Origin of the sequence: Nocardioides campestrisoli (assembly GCF_013624435.2) — a bacterium.
Lineage (GTDB): Bacteria > Actinomycetota > Actinomycetes > Propionibacteriales > Nocardioidaceae > Nocardioides > Nocardioides campestrisoli.
Genome location: NZ_CP061768.1, coordinates 2,914,051 through 2,933,289, shown reverse-complemented (window position 1 = coordinate 2,933,289; position 19,239 = coordinate 2,914,051). Strand labels below are relative to the sequence as shown.

Annotated in this window: 17 protein-coding genes; 10 read left to right on the top strand and 7 right to left on the bottom strand. The window is 72.4% G+C overall.

Annotated elements, in window-relative coordinates:
* Nucleotides 1-98: 98 nt before the first annotated feature.
* Nucleotides 99-2,930 (top strand): preprotein translocase subunit SecA, encoded by a 2,832-nt coding sequence (gene secA, locus H8838_RS13740; protein WP_181312338.1) that lies wholly within the window; start codon nucleotides 99-101, stop codon nucleotides 2,928-2,930.
* Nucleotides 2,931-2,942: 12 nt separating this feature from the next.
* Here secA and H8838_RS13735 read toward each other — a convergent pair whose 3' ends face one another.
* Together H8838_RS13735 and H8838_RS13730 are read right to left on the bottom strand one after the other, a co-directional pair.
* Nucleotides 2,943-3,470 (bottom strand): Rv3235 family protein, encoded by a 528-nt coding sequence (locus H8838_RS13735; RefSeq protein WP_185995731.1) that lies wholly within the window; start codon nucleotides 3,468-3,470, stop codon nucleotides 2,943-2,945.
* A complete protein-coding gene (locus H8838_RS13730) occupies nucleotides 3,467-4,108 on the bottom strand; it encodes a LysM peptidoglycan-binding domain-containing protein (RefSeq protein ID WP_185995732.1) in 642 nt (213 codons plus the stop codon). Before H8838_RS13730 ends, H8838_RS13735 begins: the two co-directional genes overlap by 4 nt.
* 119 nt (nucleotides 4,109-4,227) lie before the next feature.
* Between H8838_RS13730 and H8838_RS13725 the strand changes: the two genes are divergently transcribed.
* A complete protein-coding gene (locus tag H8838_RS13725; protein WP_181312341.1) occupies nucleotides 4,228-4,773 on the top strand; it encodes a hypothetical protein in 546 nt (181 codons plus the stop codon).
* 80 nt (nucleotides 4,774-4,853) lie between these two features.
* Here H8838_RS13725 and H8838_RS13720 read toward each other — a convergent pair whose 3' ends face one another.
* The 4 genes from H8838_RS13720 to H8838_RS13705 are packed head-to-tail and all read right to left on the bottom strand — an operon-like array spanning nucleotide 4,854 to nucleotide 8,192.
* Entirely contained in the window at nucleotides 4,854-5,171 is a 318-nt protein-coding gene (locus H8838_RS13720; RefSeq protein ID WP_181312342.1) for a sec-independent translocase, read from the bottom strand.
* 3 nt (nucleotides 5,172-5,174) lie between these two features.
* The gene (locus H8838_RS13715) at nucleotides 5,175-6,338 is read right to left on the bottom strand and encodes an Mrp/NBP35 family ATP-binding protein (protein WP_181312343.1); all 1,164 of its coding nucleotides are present in this window, start codon (nucleotides 6,336-6,338) and stop codon (nucleotides 5,175-5,177) included.
* A 19-nt stretch (nucleotides 6,339-6,357) separates the two neighbouring features.
* Complete coding sequence (locus H8838_RS13710; RefSeq protein ID WP_181312344.1) at nucleotides 6,358-6,951, bottom strand: DUF1003 domain-containing protein; 594 nt, start codon at nucleotides 6,949-6,951, stop codon at nucleotides 6,358-6,360.
* Entirely contained in the window at nucleotides 6,948-8,192 is a 1,245-nt protein-coding gene (locus H8838_RS13705) for a magnesium transporter MgtE N-terminal domain-containing protein (protein ID WP_181312345.1), read from the bottom strand. Before H8838_RS13705 ends, H8838_RS13710 begins: the two co-directional genes overlap by 4 nt.
* A gap of 126 nt (nucleotides 8,193-8,318) precedes the next feature.
* On the opposite strand from H8838_RS13705, the gene H8838_RS13700 reads away from it, so the two are divergent.
* Genes H8838_RS13700 through H8838_RS13680 form a run of 5 tightly spaced genes read left to right on the top strand, consistent with a single transcriptional unit; the run spans nucleotide 8,319 to nucleotide 13,122 of the window.
* Complete coding sequence (locus H8838_RS13700) at nucleotides 8,319-8,696, top strand: hypothetical protein (protein ID WP_185995733.1); 378 nt, start codon at nucleotides 8,319-8,321, stop codon at nucleotides 8,694-8,696.
* 49 nt (nucleotides 8,697-8,745) lie between these two features.
* Nucleotides 8,746-10,206 (top strand): phospholipase D-like domain-containing protein, encoded by a 1,461-nt coding sequence (locus tag H8838_RS13695; protein ID WP_181312347.1) that lies wholly within the window; start codon nucleotides 8,746-8,748, stop codon nucleotides 10,204-10,206.
* A gap of 8 nt (nucleotides 10,207-10,214) precedes the next feature.
* Nucleotides 10,215-11,774, top strand: coding sequence for a class I SAM-dependent methyltransferase (locus H8838_RS13690; RefSeq protein WP_181312348.1), 1,560 nt, complete (start codon nucleotides 10,215-10,217; stop codon nucleotides 11,772-11,774).
* A 5-nt stretch (nucleotides 11,775-11,779) separates the two neighbouring features.
* Nucleotides 11,780-11,980: a DUF6752 domain-containing protein gene (locus H8838_RS13685; RefSeq protein WP_219924421.1), complete on the top strand. Its 201-nt coding sequence runs from the start codon at nucleotides 11,780-11,782 to the stop codon at nucleotides 11,978-11,980.
* Nucleotides 11,980-13,122, top strand: a complete 1,143-nt coding sequence (locus tag H8838_RS13680) for a hypothetical protein (RefSeq protein WP_181312350.1) — start codon at nucleotides 11,980-11,982, stop codon at nucleotides 13,120-13,122. The genes H8838_RS13685 and H8838_RS13680 overlap by 1 nt, the downstream gene beginning before the upstream one ends.
* 3 nt (nucleotides 13,123-13,125) lie before the next feature.
* Here H8838_RS13680 and H8838_RS13675 read toward each other — a convergent pair whose 3' ends face one another.
* Nucleotides 13,126-14,187, bottom strand: coding sequence for a glycosyltransferase family 2 protein (locus H8838_RS13675; protein ID WP_185995734.1), 1,062 nt, complete (start codon nucleotides 14,185-14,187; stop codon nucleotides 13,126-13,128).
* A 50-nt stretch (nucleotides 14,188-14,237) separates the two neighbouring features.
* Between H8838_RS13675 and H8838_RS13670 the strand changes: the two genes are divergently transcribed.
* From H8838_RS13670 to H8838_RS13660, 3 genes are all read left to right on the top strand, one after another.
* Nucleotides 14,238-15,407, top strand: coding sequence for an endonuclease/exonuclease/phosphatase family protein (locus H8838_RS13670; RefSeq protein ID WP_181312352.1), 1,170 nt, complete (start codon nucleotides 14,238-14,240; stop codon nucleotides 15,405-15,407).
* Nucleotides 15,408-15,444: 37 nt separating this feature from the next.
* A complete protein-coding gene (locus H8838_RS13665; protein ID WP_185995735.1) occupies nucleotides 15,445-17,562 on the top strand; it encodes an acyltransferase family protein in 2,118 nt (705 codons plus the stop codon).
* Between the two features lie 118 nt (nucleotides 17,563-17,680).
* Nucleotides 17,681-19,186, top strand: a complete 1,506-nt coding sequence (locus H8838_RS13660) for an endonuclease/exonuclease/phosphatase family protein (RefSeq protein WP_185995891.1) — start codon at nucleotides 17,681-17,683, stop codon at nucleotides 19,184-19,186.
* Nucleotides 19,187-19,239 lie beyond the last annotated feature (53 nt).

The following is a 19,239-nucleotide window of genomic DNA, read 5'->3' as shown; positions in this document are numbered from 1 at the left end:
CGCGCGCGCCGGATGAGCACTCGCCCGTTACGATGGCGGACGGTGGCCGTGCCGCCACCCCACACCACGTGTGTCCCTCAACTCAGGAGTCCGTGTACGTGCCTGCCATCATCGACAAGCTCCTCCGCATCGGCGAAGGCAAGATCGTCCGCCAGCTGGAGGGCATCGCCAAGGCCGTGAACGCCATCGAGGACGACTTCGTCGCGATGACCGACGACGAGCTGCGCGGCATGACCGTCGAGTTCAAGGAGCGTCTGGCCAACGGCGAGACCCTCGACGACCTGATGCCGGAGGCGTTCGCCACGGTCCGCGAGGCCTCGCGCCGGGTCATCGGGCAGCGCCACTACGACGTGCAGATCATGGGTGGCGCCGCGCTGCACCTGGGCAACATCGCCGAGATGAAGACCGGTGAGGGCAAGACGCTGGTGGCGACCCTGCCGGCGTACCTCAACGCGCTCAGCGGCAAGGGCGTGCACGTGGTCACGGTCAACGACTACCTCGCCCGCTACCACGCGGAGTGGATGGGCCGCATCCACCACTTTCTGGGGCTGACCACCGGGGTGATCCTGCCCTCGATGCGCCCGGCCGAGCGTCGCGAGGCCTACCTGTGCGACATCACGTACGGCACCAACAACGAGCTCGGCTTCGACTACCTGCGCGACAACATGGCCGACTCCCTCGAGGACTGCGTGCAGCGCGGGCACAACTTCGCGATCGTCGACGAGGTCGACTCGATCCTCATCGACGAGGCGCGGACCCCGTTGATCATCAGCGGCCCCACCCAGGACGAGGTGCACTGGTACGGCGAGTTCGCCAAGATCGCGGCGACGATGGTGCGCGACGTCGACTACGAGGTCGACGAGAAGAAGCGGACGATCTCGGTGCTCGAGCCGGGCATCACCAAGGTGGAGGACCACCTCGGGATCGACAACCTCTACGACTCGGTCAACACCCCGCTGATCTCGTTCATGAACAACTCCATCAAGGCCAAGGAGCTGTTCCGCAACGACAAGGAGTACGTCGTCATCGACGGCGAGGTGCTGATCGTCGACGAGCACACCGGCCGGATGCTCGCCGGCCGGCGCTACAACGACGGCCTGCACCAGGCGATCGAGGCCAAGGAGGGCGTGACCGTCCGCGAGGAGTACCAGACCCTCGCCACGGTGACCCTGCAGAACTACTTCCGGCTCTACGACACGCTGTCCGGCATGACCGGCACGGCGATGACCGAGGCCAGCGAGTTCGACAAGATCTACAAGCTCGGCGTGGTCCCGATCCGGACCAACAAGCCGATGTCCCGCGTCGACCAGCCCGACCTCGTCTACCGGACCGAGGAGGCCAAGTTCGACGCGGTGGTCAAGGACATCGAGGAGCGCCACCAGAAGGGCCAGCCGGTCCTGGTCGGCACCGTCTCGGTGGAGAAGTCCGAGCTGCTCTCCCGGGCGCTGCGCGCCCGCGGCGTCCCGCACAGCGTGCTGAACGCGAAGGTCCACGACGACGAGGCCAAGATCGTCGCCATGGCGGGTCACCGCGGCGCCGTCACCGTGGCCACCAACATGGCCGGTCGAGGCACCGACATCATGCTCGGCGGCTCGGTGGAGTTCCTGGCCGACCAGGAGCTGCGCAACAAGGGCCTGGAGCCGACCGGTGAGACCGCCGCGGAGTACGAGGCCGCCTGGCCCGAGACCCTGGAGCGGGTCAAGGCCCAGGTCGCGGCCGAGCACGAGGAGGTCAAGAAGCTCGGCGGGCTCTACGTGATCGGCACCGAGCGGCACGAGTCGCGCCGGATCGACAACCAGCTGCGCGGTCGCTCCGGCCGTCAGGGCGACCCCGGTGAGAGCCGCTTCTACCTCTCCCTGCAGGACGAGCTGATGCGGCTGTTCAAGTCCGACTGGGTCGACCGGGTGCTCCAGGTGCTCAAGGTCCCCGACGACGTCCCGATCGAGAACAAGCGGGTCACCGGCGCGATCGCCAGCGCCCAGGGCCAGGTCGAGGCGCAGAACTTCGAGTCCCGCAAGAACGTCCTCAAGTACGACGACGTGATGAACCGCCAGCGCGAGGTCATCTACGGCGAGCGCCGGCGCGTGCTGGAAGGCGCCGACCTCGAGGAGCAGATCCGCACCTTCCTCGACGACGTCATCAGCGGCTACGTGGTCGGCGCGACCGCGGAGTACGCCGAGGACTGGGACCTCGAGGCGCTCGGCACCGCGCTGCGCCAGCTCTACCCGATGGGTGTGACGCTGGAGCAGCTGGAGAAGGAGGCTGGCGGCCGGGCCAACCTCACCCGCGAGCTGCTGATCGAGTCCCTGCGCAAGGACGCCCAGGCGGCGTACGACCGGCGCGAGGACGAGGTCGGGCCCGAGGTGATGCGCGAGCTCGAGCGGCGCGTCGTGCTCTCGGTGATCGACCGCAAGTGGCGCGAGCACCTCTACGAGATGGACTACCTGCGCGAGGGCATCTACCTGCGCGCCTACTCCCAGCGCGACCCCCTGGTGGAGTACCAGCGCGAGGGGTTCGACATGTTCTCCTCGATGATGGACGCCATCAAGGAGGAGTCGGTCGGCTTCCTGTTCAACCTCGAGGTCGAGGTCGAGGAGCAGGGCGACGACGGCGAGGTCGACCCGTCGGAGATCCTCACCGTGGAGGAGGAGGAGAAGCCGGCGATCGACATGGCGGCCGCAGCAGCGCACGCACCCAGCGTGCGGGCCAAGGGCCTGGCCAAGCCGGCCGGTCCCAAGCGGCTGACCTACTCGGCCCCGGCCGAGGACGGCGAGGTGGAGGTGCGCGCCCAGGAGGCGAGCGCCGAGAAGGACGCCTTCGCCGGCGTGGGCCGCAACGCGGACTGCCCGTGCGGGTCGGGCAAGAAGTTCAAGAAGTGCCACGGTGCGCCGGGCGGCCCCACGGGACTGACCACCCGCGTCAACGGCTGAGGCGGCGCAGCCTCAGCAGAACTCCAGGGCCGTGCACACCCAGCGGCCACGGAACGTCTCGAACCGGGCGGCCACGGCGCGCGAGCGCGCGCCGTGGCGCACGTGTGCCGCGACCTCCACGGTCCTGGCGCTCAGGAAGCTGAGGCGGACCGCGACGACCTGCGACCTCGCCAGTCCCGGCCGGCGACCCTGCCCGGCGACGTGGCCTCCGGCCCGTGCGACCAGCTCGGCGCGCCGGGTCAGGTCCTGGTGGACGTCGCGGCGGGTCCAGTGCTGGAGCTGGGAGGCGGGACGGTCGCCCGCGACGATCTCCACGACCGCCTGCAGGTAGCCGTTGGTCCACTCCCGGAGCGCCTCGCGCTGGCGGGGGGCGACGTCGACCAGGTCGGACCCCGGCAACCCCGGTCTGGCGCCCGGGACGGGCGGGTCCAGCAGCGGTGCCAGGTCGAGCGCCAGCGTCCCTTGGACCGCGGCCAGCGGGGCCCGGGCGTGCAGCCGGGTGACGGTGGCCCCCGACGGGGCGGCAGGGCGAGTGCTCATGAGCGGTCTCCTTCGTCCGGTGAGGGCAGGAGCAGCTCCTGCCCGGGGTGGATCAGGTGCGGGTCGTCCCCGACGAGCGCGAGGTTGAGCCCGTGGATCTGCCGCCAGCGCGCGTCGATCGCCGCGTCCGGGGCGTCGGGCCGGAGGGTGGCGGCGGCGATGCTCCACAACGTGTCGCCGGGGGCGACCGGGTGGACCGGCGCGTGCGGGGTGCCGGGGGTGGCCGGCGCCGTGGTGGCCCGGTCGGGATAGGGCAGACCGGCCAGCCGGCCGGCGTTCGTGTCCGGGGCGGCGTGACCGGGAGCGGCCAGGGTGCCGGTGAGGGCGACGCCGCAGAGCACAAGCACCAGGCGGCGGACGGGGCTGCGCCCGCTCGCGCCGCTCACCCGGCCGCGCGCCGCCGCCAGCACGGTCCAGGTCGCCACCAGCCACAGGCGGGCCAGGCAGAGCGCTCCGAGCGCGCCACCGCCCAACACCAGCACGTCCTCGAAGGCGCCGGGTCCACCGGCCGCGTCGGCGACCCGGGCGCCGGCGTCCAGCGCGGTGCCCAGACAGGTGCCCAGGAGCAGCAGGCAGAGCGCGGTGAGGACAGCCCACACGCCGAGGCAGCGGCCCTTCGTCGTGGATCCCCGTGTCATGACGAACCTTTCGTTTGCGTCCGTTTGCTTAACTTAGCGACGACTGACCTTCGTTGGCAGAGGATGTCCACAGGGCGGAGTGCGGGAGATCGGCGCGGGAGATCGAGCACAATCGGGCCATGCCCGGTGACGAGGAGCTCTTCGAGATGTTCGAGGACCTGGAGGCCCAGGCCGAGGCGCTCCAGCACCTCGAGCGCGCGGCCGAGGTCGCCGACCGGACCCGCGCCGAGTACGGCGGCGTCTCGCTCGACGCGCGGTTGATGGCCTCGCGTGGCCGCGACCTCGAGGTCGACGTGCTGGCCGCCGGGCGACTGCAGGGCCGGCTGGAGCGGGTCGGGCCGGGCTGGTTCCAGCTGGACGGGGCCTTCGGAGTCGCGTGGGTGCGCACCGAGGCCGTCACGGGGGTCCTGGGCGCCTCACCGCGGGCCCTGCCCGAGCTCGCCTGGTCCCCGGTCGACACCCTGGGCCTGGGCTCGGTGCTGCGCCGTCTGGCCGAGGAGCAGGAGGGCGTGGTCCTCCAGCTGCTCGACGGCACGCGTCACGAGGGCCGGGTCGGGCGCGTGGGACGTGACTTCGTGGAGCTGGTCGCCCCGGCCGGGACGGGCCCGGAGGCGACCCGGCTGGTGCCCACCGCGCACGTGGCGGTGGTGCGGGCGCCCGGCTGAGCCGCCCGACCTGCGGGCAGGCGCGGCTCAGCGGGCCAAGCGGCTCAGGAGGTCAGGCGGCTCAGCGGGTCGCCGGGCGCTCAGGTGGCCTCGTCGTCGTACGGCGGGCGCTCGCCGGCCGCGAGCGTGGCCGGCGGCGGCGGTCGCTCGTCGTCCTGCATGGCCTCGGCGATGTGCTTGCGCACGATCGTTCGGGGGTCGAGGTCGCTCAGCTCGAGGTCGGCGAACTCGGGCCCCAGCTCGGTACGCAGCTCGTCGCGCGCGGCGTTGGCCATCGACCGGCCCTTGCGCAGCATCACGCCCGCCTGCCGGGCCAGCTCCGGGAGTCGCTCCGGCCCGAGGACGAGGACCGCGACGAACGCGATCACCGCCATCTCAGGCAGGCCGACTCCGAACATGGGTCAGAACTTACTGGTAGGCGTGAGCCCCAGCTGCATACCGGCCAGTCCGCGGCCGCGTCCGCTCAGCTTCTCCGCCACCTGGGCGAGCACCCGGGCGGCCGGCGCGGCGGGGTCGGACTCGACGATCGGCTTGCCGACGTCGCCTCCCTCGCGCAGCGACAGGTCCAGCGGAATCGAGCCCAGGACGGGGACGTCGTACCCGAAGCGCTCCGAGAGCGTGCGAGCGACCCGCTCGCCACCGCCGGTGCCGAAGACCTCCAGCCGGTGGTCCTTGCCCTCCTCGGTGCAGTGCGGGCAGGGCAGGTAGGACATGTTCTCCACGACGCCGATGACCCGCTGGTGCATCATCGAGGCCATGGTCCCCGCGCGCTCGGCGACCTCGGCCGCCGCCTCCTGCGGGGTGGTGACCACGACGACCTCGGCGTTGGGCAGGTGCTGGCCCAGCGAGATCGCCACGTCGCCGGTGCCCGGCGGCAGGTCGAGGAGGAGCACGTCGAGGTCGCCCCAGTAGACGTCGGAGAGCATCTGGACCAGAGCCCGGTCCAGCATCGGGCCGCGCCAGGCCACGACCTGGTCGCGCCGGGGCTTGAGCATCCCGATCGAGATGACCGAGACGCCCGACGCGGTCGGGACCGGCATGATCAGGTCGTCCACCTGGGTGGGACGGGAGTCGGCCACGCCCAGCATGGCGGGCACCGAGTGGCCGTAGATGTCGGCGTCGACCACGCCCACCTTGAGGCCCTGCTTGGCCAGCGAGAGGGCCAGGTTGACCGTGACGGACGACTTGCCGACACCGCCCTTGCCGCTGGCGATCGCGTAGACCTTGGTCAGCGACCCCGGCTGCGCGAACGGGATCTCCCGCTGCGCCTGGCCGCCGCGCAGGGTCTCGCCGAGCTCGCCGCGCTGCTCGGGGCTCATCACGCCCAGGGTGAGGTCGACGCCGGTGACGCCCGGCACCGCGGTGACGGCCGCGGTGACGTCGCGGTTGATCGTGTCCTTGAGCGGGCAGCCGGCCACGGTGAGGAGCACCGTCACCGAGACGGCGCCGTCGGCTCCGACGTCCACGCGCTCGACCATGCCGAGCTCGGTGATGGGCCGCTTGATCTCGGGATCCTGGACTCCGGCCAGGGCGGCGGTGACCTGCTCGATGGTGGGGGTGCTCATGTCGGTCAAGACTAGTTCGTCACCGGTCGCGACCCGGCGTCCGCCCACCAGGGTGTGACGCACCGCCCCCGCGCTCGTCCTCGGCGGCCTCCTCCGTCGCCCCGGCCGGGGGGTCCTCCGAGGGGCGGGTGCGCTCCTCCAGCTCGCTCACGAGCTGGCGGAGCTCGGAGCGCATGAAGTCGCGGGTGGCGACCTCGCCCACCGACATCCGCAGCCACGCGATCTCACGGGCCAGGAACTCCATGTCCGCCTGCGACTGCGCGTTGACCCGCCGGTCCTGCTCGGCGAGCACCTTGTCCCGGGTCTCCTGGCGGTTCTGCGCGAGCAGGATCAGGGGAGCGGCGTACGACGCCTGCAGGCTGAGCATCAGCGTGAGGAAGATGAAGGGGTAGTCGTCCCAGCGCATCTGGGGAGGAGCCAGCCAGTTCCAGCCGATCCAGATGATCACGAACGCGGTCATGTAGATCAGGAACCGCGCGGTGCCCATGAACCGGGCGAACTGCTCGGCGAAGACCCCGAAGGCGTCGGAGTCGTAGGTGCGGCGCGGGCGCAGGCTGCGCCGCGTCTCCACCGGGGTGTCGAGGCGCGAGGAGGGGGTGCGGGGGTCGCTCATCGCCGCACCGTCCGGTCGCGCCAGTTCTCCGGGAGCATGTGGTCGAGCAGGTCGTCGACGGTGACCGAGCCCAGCAGGCGGCCCTCCTCGTCGACCACCGGGGCGGCGACCAGGTTGTAGGTGGCCAGGTGCGCGGCCACGTCCTCGAGCCGGGTGCCGGGGGCCAGCGGGTCCATGGACTCGTCCAGGGCGGCGGCCACCAGCGTCGAGGGGGGCTCGCGCAGCAGTCGCTGGATGTGCGCGGCGCCGAGCAGCCGGCCGGTCGGCGTCTCCAGCGGCGGCCGGCAGACGTAGACCAGCGCGGCCAGCGCCGGCGTCAGGTCGGGGTTGCGCACCTGGGCCAGGGCGTCGGCCACCGTGGCGTTGGGGGAGAGGATCACCGGCTCGGGGGTCATCATGCCGCCGGCGGTCTGCTCGGCGTAGGAGAGCAGGCGCCGGACGTCGTCGGCCTCGCCGGGCTCCATCAGGGCCAGCAGGTTGGCCGCCGTCTCCGGGGGGAGGTCGGCGAGCAGGTCGGCGGCGTCGTCGGCCGACATCTCCTCCAGCACGTCGGCCGCGCGCTCGGAGCTCAGGCGCTCCATGATCCGCACCTGGTCCTCGTCGGGCATCTCCTCCAGCACGTCGGCCAGCCGCTCGTCGTCCATCGCCGCGACCACGGCGCTGCGCCGCTCCTCGGGCAGGTCGTGGATGGCGTGGGCGGCGTCCGCGGGGCGCATCTCGCTGATCGCGGCGATCAGCTGGGTGGCGGGCTGGGTGTCCTGGCGCCTGGTCAGGCCCTCGACGTCGCGCAGGTCCACGATGTAGGTCTGTCCGCGGCGGCGGAAGCTGCGCGACGGCTCGCGGACCGCCACCCGGCTGATCACCCAGTCGCGGTTGCGTGCCTGCTCCATCGCCACGTCGTAGACGACGCCCTCGACACCGGTGGGCACGATCCGCACCGTCTTGTCGAGCATCTCGGCCATCACCAGGGTCTCGGTGGGGCGCTGCTCGAAGCGGCGCATGTTGAGCAGCCCGGTCGTGTACACCCGGCCGGCGTCCACGTGGGTCACCCGGGTCATCGGCACGAAGATGCGCCGGCGGCCGAAGACCTCCGCGACCAGTCCCAGGACGCGCGGCGGGCCGGCCTCGCCCCTGACGGCCGCGACGACGTCGCGCACCTTGCCGACCTGGTCGCCCTGGGGGTCGAAGATCGGCAGCCCGACGAGGCGGGCCACGTAGACGCGGGTGGGGACGGTGCTCACGCGGTCACGGTACCGGCGACCCGCCGTCGTAGACGTGAACCGGCTGGTCGTGGCGCACACGTTAGGGTTCTGGTCATGCGAGCCGGCCGATCGAGGAGACCTGTCCTCCTGCGACAGACAGGAGCGGTGGTCCTGACCACGCTCCTGCTGGGCCTCGCGGCCTGCGGGGACGACGCGGGCGACGGAGACGGCGGCAACGCCGCCGAGGGGTCGCCCAGCGTGTCCGTCAGTCCCACGCCCAGCGAGTCGGTCGTCGCCGACCCGGACGCGCCCGCCTGCGACGAGGTCTGGGTCGCGGGGAAGCGGATCCCCGGGGGCTACGACGGCTGCCAGGGCGAGGACGGGTTCGTCCCGGCCGACACGCTCTCCTGCTCCTCGGGCCAGGTCCTGGTCCGCTACGACGACCGCTTCTACGGCGTCCGGGGCGGCAAGGCCAAGGTCACCGAATCGACCCTGGCCGACGACGACCGGTACCGTGATTCGGTCGCTCGCTGTCGCGGCTGAGCCCCTCGGGCACCCCGCGCGCGACACCTGAACCTCCGAGAGGAACCTCATGCACCACCGGCGGCTGACCGCGGCCCTCATCCTGGCCGTGGCCCTGAGCCTCTCCTTCGCCACCCCGGGCGCGGCCACCCCCGCGCAGGGCGTGGCGCAGTCCTCGACCCTCCCGGCCTCGGCGGTGGGAGTGGGGAACGCGCAGGTCCTGTCCGGCTTCCCCGTGGCCCTGGCCAGCAAGAAGCTGAAGAAGCGCGACAAGAAGAACTGGCGTCGCACCTTCAAGCCCAGTAGCGGCGTGACCTTCAACAGCGCGCTGGGCAAGGGACCGGACAAGCAGCGGATCAACCGCAAGGTGATCAACCTGATCGAGGCATCGCGCAGCGGCACCCAGATCCGGATCATGAGCTGGAACCTGATGTCCCGGCCCGTCGTCGCCGCCCTGCTCAAGGCGCAGCGTCGCGGGGCGGTGCTGAGGATCCTGATGGCCGAGGAGAACGCCGAGGCGATCGACAACGAGGTCTGGCGCGAGCTCCTGGCGGGGATGGCCGCGACGAACCTCAAGAAGCCGGCCTCCAAGCAGAGCTGGGGCAAGACCTGCGTCGCCTCCTGCCGCGGCACCAGCGGTCAGGCGCACAGCAAGTTCTTCCTCTTCAGCAAGGTCGGCCGGGCCAAGCACGTCTTCGTCCAGGGGTCGGCCAACCTGACCACTGCGGCGGCGGTCAACCAGTGGAACGACATCTACACCTCGGTCAACCGGAAGAAGCCCTACCAGTTCGCCCGTCGCATCTTCGACGAGATGGCCAACGACGTCCCGGTGGCCAACCCCTACCGGGAGTGGAAGGGGAAGAACAGCCACATCATCTTCTCCCCGCTCATCGGCGAGGGGGCCAAGGACCCGGTGCTCCGGGTGCTTCGGATGGTCAAGTGCCGGGGCGCCAAGAACACGGCATCGGGACGCACCCAGATCCGCATCGCACCTGACGTGATCCGCAACGCGCGCGGCCTGCGGATCGCCAACAAGCTGCGCTCGCTGTGGGAGAAGGGCTGCGACATCCGGATCGGCTACACCGTGATGGGCGTCGACGTCGGCAAGGCGCTGCGCGCCAAGGGCGGCCGCGGCCCGATCCCGCTGCGCCACCTGGTGGTCGACAAGAACGGCGACGGCGAGTTCGACAAGTACTTCCACCTCAAGGCGATGTCGGTGGTCGGCCACGTGAAGAAGGACAAGCGCAACCACGTCGTCCTCAACGGCTCGGCCAACTGGTCGGGCATGGGCGCTGCCTCGGACGAGAACACCGGCATCTACTGGGACAAGAAGCTCACCAAGCAGTACGCCGAGCACATCGACTACTGGTTCGACAACTTCCCCAAGAGCGCGAGTCGGCGCAGCATGGCCGGCGACGGCATCTGGGGCCGGGTCGACCCGCGTCCGATCCACACCCCCGACACCCTGATGTTCGAGGGTGAGGAGCTGATCCCGGGCGTCGACCCCTACGCCCGCATGGACCTGGACTGACCGCCACCATGGGCAGGACCCGTCGGGAGGCGGACCTCCCGCGCGTGCTCGAGGTCGACGCGACCGGGGTGACGCTGAGCACTGCGGACGACCGCGCGGTCGACGTGCTCTTCGGCGACCAGCGGGTGTGGTCCTTCTGGGTGCGGCGCGACACCGAGCCCGACGGGTCCCGGGGACGTCGCCGGGTGGCCGCGTGGCCCGAGCCGCTGCGCAAGTTCCTCGACGGCCGCACCACCCTCACCGTGCGCGACTCGGCGTCGGGGACCGAGCTGTGGCGCGACGAGGTCTCCTTCGGCGACTCACGGGAGGAGATCCGGGTGGTCAACCGCCGCGGGGTCGCGGTGGGGATGGACAAGTCCGGACGCCTGGTCCCGACCTTCGACAGCCGCGACGGCTCCGACATCGAGTCGCTCGTGGACGCGACCGAGGAGGTGCTCGGCGTGCTGGCGGCGGCCGGCGCCGAGCCGTTCCTGGCCTACGGCACCCTGCTGGGCGCGGTCCGTGAGGGCCGGGTGCTGGGCCACGACTCGGATGCCGACGTGGCCTACGTGAGCCGGTACGCCGACCCCGTCGACGTGTGCCGGGAGTCCTTCCGCCTGCAGCGCGAGGTCGTGGCCCGGGGCTACGCCACCCAGCGCTACAGCGGGGCGGCGTTCAAGATCGAGGTGCCCGAGGGCGAGGGGGTGCGCGGGCTCGACGTCTTCGGCGGCTTCCTCAGCGGTGGGCGCCTCTACCTGATGGGCGAGGTGGGGGTCGAGTTCGAGCGCGAGTGGCTCTACCCGCTCGGCACCGCCATGCTGGAGGGCCGGTCCCTGCCGGTCCCGGCCCGCCCCGAGAAGCTGCTCGAGGCGATGTACGGCCCGTCCTGGGAGGTGCCCGACCCGGCGTTCCAGTTCACCACCCCGGAGCGGACCTCGCGCGCCCTCAACGACTGGTTCCGCGGTCTGCGGGTCAACGAGAAGCAGTGGCAGCGCCGCTACCTGCGCCGCTTCGACGAGGTGCTGACCCCGCGCGCCTCCAAGCTGGCCCGCCTGACCGCCGAGCACGCCGCCGCCACCGGCGCGCAGGTGGTCGACGTGGGCGCCGGCTCCGGCCGCGACGGGCTCTGGCTGGCCCGCGAGGGCCTCGACGTGCTCGCCTACGACTACGTCCCCGAGATGCTGGAGCGGGCCGAGCAGACGGCCACCTCGTTCCCGGGCACCTTCCGGGCCGGCTACCTCAACCTCGCCGAGCTGCGCTCGGTGCTCTCCGAGGGCGCGCGCCTGGCGCGGGACCCGCGACCCCGCGTGGTGATGGCCAGGAACCTGCTCGACGCGGTCGACGGCTTCGGCCGGCAGTCCTTCGCCCGCTTCTGCTCGATGATCCTGCGTGAGGGGGGCCTGGTGCTCGCCGAGTTCCACGTCTCCGGCTCCGGGGCGGACCGCGAGTGGCGCATCGGCACGGTCGACGCCGCCGAGGTCGAGGCCGCCTGGCGTGCGGCGGGGGCCACCCGGGTCACCTGGGAGCGGGACGTGCGTGGAGGGGACGACGGTCAGGTCGACCGGCTCGTGGCAGAGTGGGGGCCGTGAACGTGATGGACGCGGTGCGAGGCACCAGGATCGCCGAGCTGGAGCGCAGGGTCGCCGACCTCGAGGCCGACGTGGCGGAGATGCGCCAGCACAACGTGCGGCTGGCCGAGCTCACCGACCTGGTGCAGGAGCTCCTGGTGCCGATGGCCAGCCGCGACGAGCAGCGGATCTCCGAGGCGCTCGCCCGGTTCACCGAGAGCCTGTAGTGGCCGAGCGGGTCTTCCTGCACGTCGGGCTGCCCAAGACCGCCACGACGTACCTGCAGACCATCGTCTGGAGCAACCGCGACCGGTTGCGCGCCGACGGCCTGGTCGTGCCGGGCCGGGAGCGACGCGACCACCTGTGGGCCTCCCGGGTCGTGCGCGAGGACCCGCACCTGGACCGGCACCCCGCCCACCACCGCAGCGCGTGGCAGCGGTTGCGCGAGGAGCTCGCCACGGCCCCGGGCACCGGACTGGTCAGCCACGAGTTCTTCGCTGCCGCCTCCCGGGCCCAGGCCAGGGCCGCCGTCGAGGCGCTGGCGCCCGCCGAGGTGCACGTGGTGGTCACGGCCCGTGAGCCGCTCGGGCTCTTCACCGCCAGCTGGCAGGAGAGCCTCAAGAACGGCGGGACCCGCCCGATGGCCGACTACGGGCGTGCGGAGTCGCGCAGCCCGCACGCGATCTGGGACTGGCGGACCCTGGACCTGGCGCTGGTGCTCCAGCGCTGGTCCGCGGCCGTGCCCCCCGAGCGGATCCACGTGCTCCCGCTGGACCCGTCGGCGCCGCGGGAGGAGATCTGGGGGCGCTTCGCCGGGCTGCTGGGGCTGGACCCGGACGGCTACGACCTGTCCCGGTCCTTCCCGAACAGCTCGATGGGCGTGGCCGAGGCGGAGACCCTGCGCCGGGTGAACCTGTCGTTGCGCGACTCCGACCACCCGTTCGAGCGGGCCTTCGACAAGGGCGTCTACCTGCGCACCTTCCTGGCCGACGAGCGTCTGGTGCCGCGCGGTGGGGAGAAGTTCTGGCCGGAGCCCGACCAGATCGAGGACTGCCGCCGCCGTGGGGAGCGGGCGGCCGCGCTGGTGCGCGAGGGTGGCTACGCGCTGCACGGACGGCTGGAGCACCTGCTGGTGCCCGAGGAGGTCGAGCCCCGCCGGGTGCCCGGCTCGGTGACGGACGCCGAGGTGGCCCAGGTGGCGGTCGACCTGGTGGGCCGCCTGCTGGACGACGTACGGCGGCTGAGCACCCCGGAGCGGACCGAGCGGGACGAGGACGGACCCCAGGTCCGGGACGGGGCGGCGAAGCCCCGCGCGCTCGCCCGGCGGCTCCGCTCAGGCCTGTCCCGGCTGCCCGGGCGTCGCGGCTAGCCCTCAGCCGCGGTCGCGGTCACGGCGCCGGCCGGCGCGCTCCCACCAGCGCGGGGCCGGCTCGGGCGGCCGAGGCGCGTGCGCCGCGATGCTGAAGTGGCGCTTGGGCTCGCGCGCCATCCGTGCCAGCCCGTCGGCGAGGACGCCCTGCTGCTCCGCGCTGAGCGGCTCGGGCCGGTGGGTGCCCTGCGTGGGATCGCGGTGCACCAGGAGGCCGAGCTCGTCGAGCGTGGCGACGTCGTCCTGGGTGGTGGTCTCGTAGATGCGCAGCAGGTAGCGCCGGGCGGCCTCGGGGGAGAGGTCCTTGCCGACCAGGGCGCGCAGGGCGTCCGCGACCGTGGCCCGGTTCTGCCGGTACTGGGCGGGGCCGGCGCCGAGCATCGCCGTCCACTTGCGGATGAACTCCTCGCCCGAGATGGCGTCGTAGTGCAGCACCGCGAGCGCCGGGTCCTCGGCGCGCGGGGCGACCTGGCCGTCGGGGTGCACGGCCTCGTGCAGGGTCAGGCGCAGGCCCGAGGAGGGGCGCACCCCCGACTTGCCCTTCACGTGCCCGTGGAAGTAGTCGCGGTTGGCCGGCTCGCTCAGCATCCCGAGCACCTCGAGCAGGTGCAGGTCGTCCGGCTCGAGCAGGCGCTTGAACCTCGTCGGCCACCCCTGCGGCTCCAGCTGGCTGACCGCCTCCAGCGGGGTCAGCCAGACCGCGCCGGTCTCCTGGGGAACGGTCTCCAGCACGGCCCGGTCGCCGGCGAAGACCTCGTCCCCGTCGAGGTGGAAGACCCAGGTGGCCCACGGCTGGTCGGCGAGGATCGAGGCGACGATGTTGGCGTTGGCCCGCTGCCGCACGTTGAGGCTGCGGGGGCGCTCGCCGTTCCACCAGGACCGGTCGCACGGCACCGCGGTGACCTGCGGCACGGTCTCCAGCCAGTCGCGCACCTCGCGCTGACCGGGAGCCCCCGGGCCGTCGAGGAACACCACCATGTGGTCGATCCCCATCGCCAGGTTGGAGCGGACGAAGTGCTCGACGTTCGCGCGGCTGTCGAGGACGGTGGAGACCGTGAGGAGCATGGACCGAGCGTAGCCGTCGCCCGTCCCGGGCCTGTGTTAACTTCTCCGCCATGCCCGATCCCAGCCACAAGGCCGGTGGGGGCGGGTCCCAGCGGGACGTTTCCCGGGTGGCGGTGGCTGGTGTCGTGGCGGCGTGCCTCCTGCTCGTCGTCGTGGTGGCCTCCCTCCTCGTTCCCGACGAGACCCCGGACCCCGAGACCGCGCCGACGAGCGCGTCGGCGGCTCTCGACGGTTCCGTGCCCGGCTCGCTGGCCGGGGAGTACCGCTCGGTGCGCGCCGACGGGACGCTGCGCGGCAAGGCGGCCCGTGAGCTGGCGGCCGCGGCGAAGCGCGACCGCGAGGCGGGCGAGGTGATGCGCTTCGACCTGGCGCCGCGGCCGTGGCGCAAGGTCTGGACGCCGGCGCAGCTCGCCGAGCGCGAGGCCGCCCGCGAGGCCAGGCAGGAGCGCATCCGCGCGCGCCGGGAGCGCAAGAAGATGCAGGGCGCGCCGTTCGAGATGGTCATCGGCTCGTTCAACGTGCTCGGCAGCCAGCACACCGCCCCCGGTGGCGACCGCCGCCGGTTCCCGCCCGCGTCGGTGCGCAACGGCCAGGCGGTGGGCTACATCCGGGGGCACGGCGTGGACGTGCTGGGCACCCAGGAGCTCCAGGACGACCAGCTGCGCGCGCTCCAGTCGATGACCGGGATGGAGGCCTACCCGGGCTTCGCCTGGGGGTCCAAGGAGACCGACAACTCCATCCTGTGGGACCCCGGCATGTTCGAGTTCCTCTCCGGTGAGCAGTTCACCATCAACTTCGTGGGCCGGCCGCGGCCTCAGCCGATCGTCAAGCTCAAGCACCGGCTGACCGGGCAGCAGTTCTACGTGGTCAACACCCACCCGTCCCCGGGCCAGGGGCGGGCGCTGACCGAGCGCCGCAACGCCCAGGCGACGACCGTGGGCGTGATCAACCGGTTGAAGGCCGACGGCATCCCGGTGCTGATCACCGGGGACATGAACGACCGGGCCGAGTTCTACTGCCAGGTGGTGGGGCCTGCCGGCATGACCACCCCGCAGGGCGGTTCGTACGGCGGCGGCTGCCGGCCGCCGACCGGGCACCTGGCGGTCGACTGGGTGGCGGGCACCGGGGTCACCTGGAGCAACTACCGGATGGACACCTCCCCGGTCGCGCGCCGGGTGAGCGACCACTTCTTCATCAGCGCCACGGCCCGTGTCGACTGAGCGCGCGACCGGCGCGTCCTCGGTGGGAGACCCTCCGGTGGGCCGGCAGAGCCCGCCGGGGCTGTCGTTCCGTCCCGACATCCAAGGGCTGCGCGCGCTGGCCGTGGCGATCGTGGTGGTCGCCCACCTGGGTGGGCTCGGGCTCCCGGGCGGCTACGTCGGGGTCGACGTCTTCTTCGTCGTCTCCGGCTTCCTGATCACCGCCCTGCTGCTCCGTGACGTGGAGCGGTTCGGACGGGTCTCGCTGCGCGACTTCTACGCCCGTCGCGCCCGGCGGATCCTGCCCGCGGCCACCGTCGTCGTGCTGGCGACGCTGGTCGGGTCGGTGCTGCTGCTGCCGCTGACCCGCGCGCAGACGGTGATGGTGGACTCGGTGTGGACCGCGATCTTCGCCGGCAACGTGCGGTTCGCGATGGTCGGCACGGACTACTTCGCGCAGGGGGACCCCCCGTCGCCGCTCCAGCACTACTGGTCGCTGGCGGTCGAGGAGCAGTTCTACCTGGTCTGGCCGCTGCTGGTCGCCGGGTGGGCGTGGTGGTGGGTGCGTCGGGGCAGGCCGGGCGGCACGCGGGCGCTGGCCGGCGTGCTGGGCGTCCTCGCGCTGGCCTCGCTGGCCTGGTCCTGGCACGCCACCGGGACCTCGCCCACCACCGCCTACTTCTCCACCTTCGCTCGCGGATGGGAGCTGGCGGTGGGGGCAGGCTGTGCCCTGCTGCTCCGTTCCGGCCGGTTCGCCCTGCCCCGGGTGGCGCGCGAGGCGCTGGCTCTCGGCGGACTCGCCGCCGTGGCGTGGGCGGCGTGGTCGTTGAGCCCGAGCACTCCGTTCCCGGGGCTGGTCGCCCTGGTGCCGGTGCTCGGCACCGCCGCGTTGCTCGTCGCCGGGGGAGCGGGGGCCGCCCCGACGGTCGTGGGCCGGATCCTCTCGGTGGGACCCGCGGTGCGCGTGGGGGACTGGTCGTACTCCCTCTACCTGTGGCACTGGCCGGTGATCGTCCTGTTCCGGGGCCACTTCGGACCGGCTGCGCTGGACCTGCCGGCCAAGGTCGGTCTCCTGGGCCTGGTGGTGCTGCTCAGCTGGCTCACCTACCGGTACGTCGAGACGCCGTTCCGGTCCGGGCGGACCTGGCGGCCACGACTGCGCGCCCTGGCGATCTACCCGGCCAGCCTGGCGCTGGTGGCGGTGGCGGCCGGCGCGGGCCAGGCGACCATCGCCCAGCGCCTGGGGTCGTGGAGCGACGCCCCGGCGATCCAGGCCGACGACTACCGCGGCGAGACGCGCGCCGACGACCCGTTCGTGGCACTGGTCGAGGCCTCGGTGCTCGCGGCGGAGGAGGGACGCGCGGTCCCTGGGGGTCTGCGCCCGGGGCTGGTCGGACTGCGCCAGGCGGTCGCCCCGCTCGGAGACTGCGACTACCGCACGGGCACCCGGGAGCTGTGCCAGGAGGGCGACCCGGAGGGGGAGCGGGCGATCGTGGTGCTCGGGGACTCCCACGCCCGGGCCTGGTCCCCGGCGATCCACGAGATCGGGCGGACCCAGGGGTTCCGCACCTACACCCTCGTCTACAGCGGGTGCATCGCCTCGGGGCTGGTGCAGGTCGACCGGGAGACCGGCCGTCCGTGGACCGAGTGCGAGGAGTTCAAGTCCTGGGCGCTGGAGGCGATCGACGAGCTGGACCCGGCCCTCGTCGTGGTCTCGACGTCCACGGGCCGGCTCGTCGATCCCGTCGGTGGTGAGGTGCTGGGGCCGAACGCGCCGCTGCCCCGGTACCGGCCGCTGCTCCAGGAGGCGTACCGGTCGCAGCTGGAGGCGCTGGTCCCGTTGGCCGACCGGGTGGTGGTGCTGGGCAACACCCCGCGGCTGCCGCGCGAGACCGGGGTCTGCCTGAGCCAGGGGAGCCCGGACCTCGGGGACTGCCTGTTCCCGGCCGGTCCGCGCGCGGAGAAGTTCGCCACGACCGCGTTCCGGGCGGCCCGGGACGCGGGTGCGAGTAGCGTGGACGCCAAGGACTGGTTCTGCACCGACCAGGGCTGCCCGGCCGTGGTGGGTGACTTCATCACCATGCGCGACAAGGAGCACATCACCCCCGACTACGCCACGTGGCTGGCAGAGCCGCTGGCCGGTGCGCTGGGACTGACCGGCGGATCGACCGGCTGAATTACACCGGCGGAATTCGCGGGAAGGGGTTCCCTGAGGTAGTTGTGGCTGGTGTGATGGTTGTGAATAGGGGCGTGCGCCGTCCTCGACCTACCGGCTCGACCCGCAAGGAGCTCTCGTGATCCCCGCACCGCCTCCCTCTTCGTCGCCGCCCCCACGGACCCGTTCGCGCGGCCTCGCCGCGGTGGTCGGGGTGCTGGCCGTGACGGCCGGCAGCCTGGGGCTGACCGGCCTCGGAGCCGGGGCGGCGGTCGGCGCGCCGGTCGCGGCTGCCCCGCTGCCCACGGTCACCCCGACCCCGACCGTGAGCCCGACCGTCACGGCGACTCCGACGCCGACGCCGACCCCGACGCCCACGCCGACGCCGCCCCCGCCGGTCCCGACGCCGGAGCCGACCCCGCCGCCCTCGGTCACCGGGAGCGACCTGACGGTGGTCCAGGCCAACATGGAGTCGCCCCAGTCGGTGCTCGGCTTCCAGGCCGATGTGGTCACGGTCCGCGCCCAGGCCCCGGACCTGATCACCTACAACGAGGTGGCGTTCCGCCAGGACGTGAACCTCGCGCCGCCGCCGGGCTACGCCATGTTCCGTACCCCCGGCCAGTACACCGGCGCGACCCCGGTCGCCTGGCGCACCGACCGCTGGTCCCCGCTCCAGATGGGCACCGAGATCCTCACCGACCACCGGGGCATCCCCAAGGGCAAGAAGACCGAGCTGGGTCGCCGCTCCGCCAACTGGGTCACCCTCCAGTCGCCCGAGGGACGGGTGGTCTCCCTGGTCTCCGCGCACCTCGCTCCGCTGACCAAGAACATGCCCGACCTGCGTCGTCCGGGCGTGCAGCGGCTCGCCGCGCTGGTCGACCGTCTCGACGACCACGGCCCGGTGATCGTCGGCGGCGACTTCAACATGCACCACCTCGGCTCCGACTACGCCGGCGACCTGTTCACCCAGGCCGGGATGGTGCCGACGTACGACCTGCTCGGCACGCGCTTCCCGACGTACGACGGCAGGAACGCGACCATCGACTACATCTTCCTCAAGGGCACCGACCAGCTCCGGGCCGACGTGCACTACCCGGTCGAGCTCAACTCCGACCATGACGCCGTGGTGGCCGGGTTCTCCTGGACCGTGGACGCCGCTGCCCTGGTCACCACCGTGCAGAACGACCTCTCCGGCACCGCCCTGCAGAAGCGGGCCGTGCTCCGTGCGCTCCAGAAGCCGGTGCAGGAGGCCAAGAAGGGCGACAAGATCCACCTCGCGTCGACCCGGCTGGCGCTGCCCGCGCTCTACCGCGACCTGCTCAAGGCCGGGGAGCGGGGCGTCCGGGTCCAGCTCACCACCCGCTCGGGCAAGCTCACTCCCCAGGAGCGCAAGCTCAAGCAGGCGCTGACGAAGAAGCAGGGCTCGTGGGTGCGCCGGTGCGGCAAGCCCTGCAGCAAGAAGTGGGCGGCGAAGGGCCTGCCGACCACGATGATGCTGGTCCGCAGCGGGCCCAAGCCGGTGCTGCGGCTCGACGTCAACCGCCAGCTGCGCAAGTCGGTGATCCGCCGTGAGACCAGGCTCTCCGAGAGCCAGGGGCCGCTCAACCTGAAGGCGGCCGCCGAGGCGTTCCGCGACCTGCGCTGAGGTCACGATCCGCTCGCCCCCCGGGTCGCCCCTCGGAACACCAGACACGCCTC

Excerpts from the sequence above, each read along its gene's own strand:
- H8838_RS13735 (WP_185995731.1), bottom strand. The coding sequence starts at position 3,470 with ATGAGCACTCGCCCTGCCGCCCCGTCGGGGGCCACCGTCACCCGGCTG.
- H8838_RS13675 (WP_185995734.1), bottom strand. The coding sequence starts at position 14,187 with ATGCTCCTCACGGTCTCCACCGTCCTCGACAGCCGCGCGAACGTCGAG.
- H8838_RS13710 (WP_181312344.1), bottom strand. The coding sequence starts at position 6,951 with ATGAGCGACCCCCGCACCCCCTCCTCGCGCCTCGACACCCCGGTGGAG.
- H8838_RS13730 (WP_185995732.1), bottom strand. The coding sequence starts at position 4,108 with ATGACACGGGGATCCACGACGAAGGGCCGCTGCCTCGGCGTGTGGGCT.
- H8838_RS13720 (WP_181312342.1), bottom strand. The coding sequence starts at position 5,171 with ATGTTCGGAGTCGGCCTGCCTGAGATGGCGGTGATCGCGTTCGTCGCG.
- H8838_RS13695 (WP_181312347.1), top strand. The coding sequence starts at position 8,746 with ATGCACCACCGGCGGCTGACCGCGGCCCTCATCCTGGCCGTGGCCCTG.
- H8838_RS13725 (WP_181312341.1), top strand. The coding sequence starts at position 4,228 with ATGCCCGGTGACGAGGAGCTCTTCGAGATGTTCGAGGACCTGGAGGCC.
- H8838_RS13685 (WP_219924421.1), top strand. The coding sequence starts at position 11,780 with ATGGACGCGGTGCGAGGCACCAGGATCGCCGAGCTGGAGCGCAGGGTC.
- H8838_RS13670 (WP_181312352.1), top strand. The coding sequence starts at position 14,238 with ATGCCCGATCCCAGCCACAAGGCCGGTGGGGGCGGGTCCCAGCGGGAC.
- H8838_RS13690 (WP_181312348.1), top strand. The coding sequence starts at position 10,215 with ATGGGCAGGACCCGTCGGGAGGCGGACCTCCCGCGCGTGCTCGAGGTC.
- H8838_RS13715 (WP_181312343.1), bottom strand. The coding sequence starts at position 6,338 with ATGAGCACCCCCACCATCGAGCAGGTCACCGCCGCCCTGGCCGGAGTC.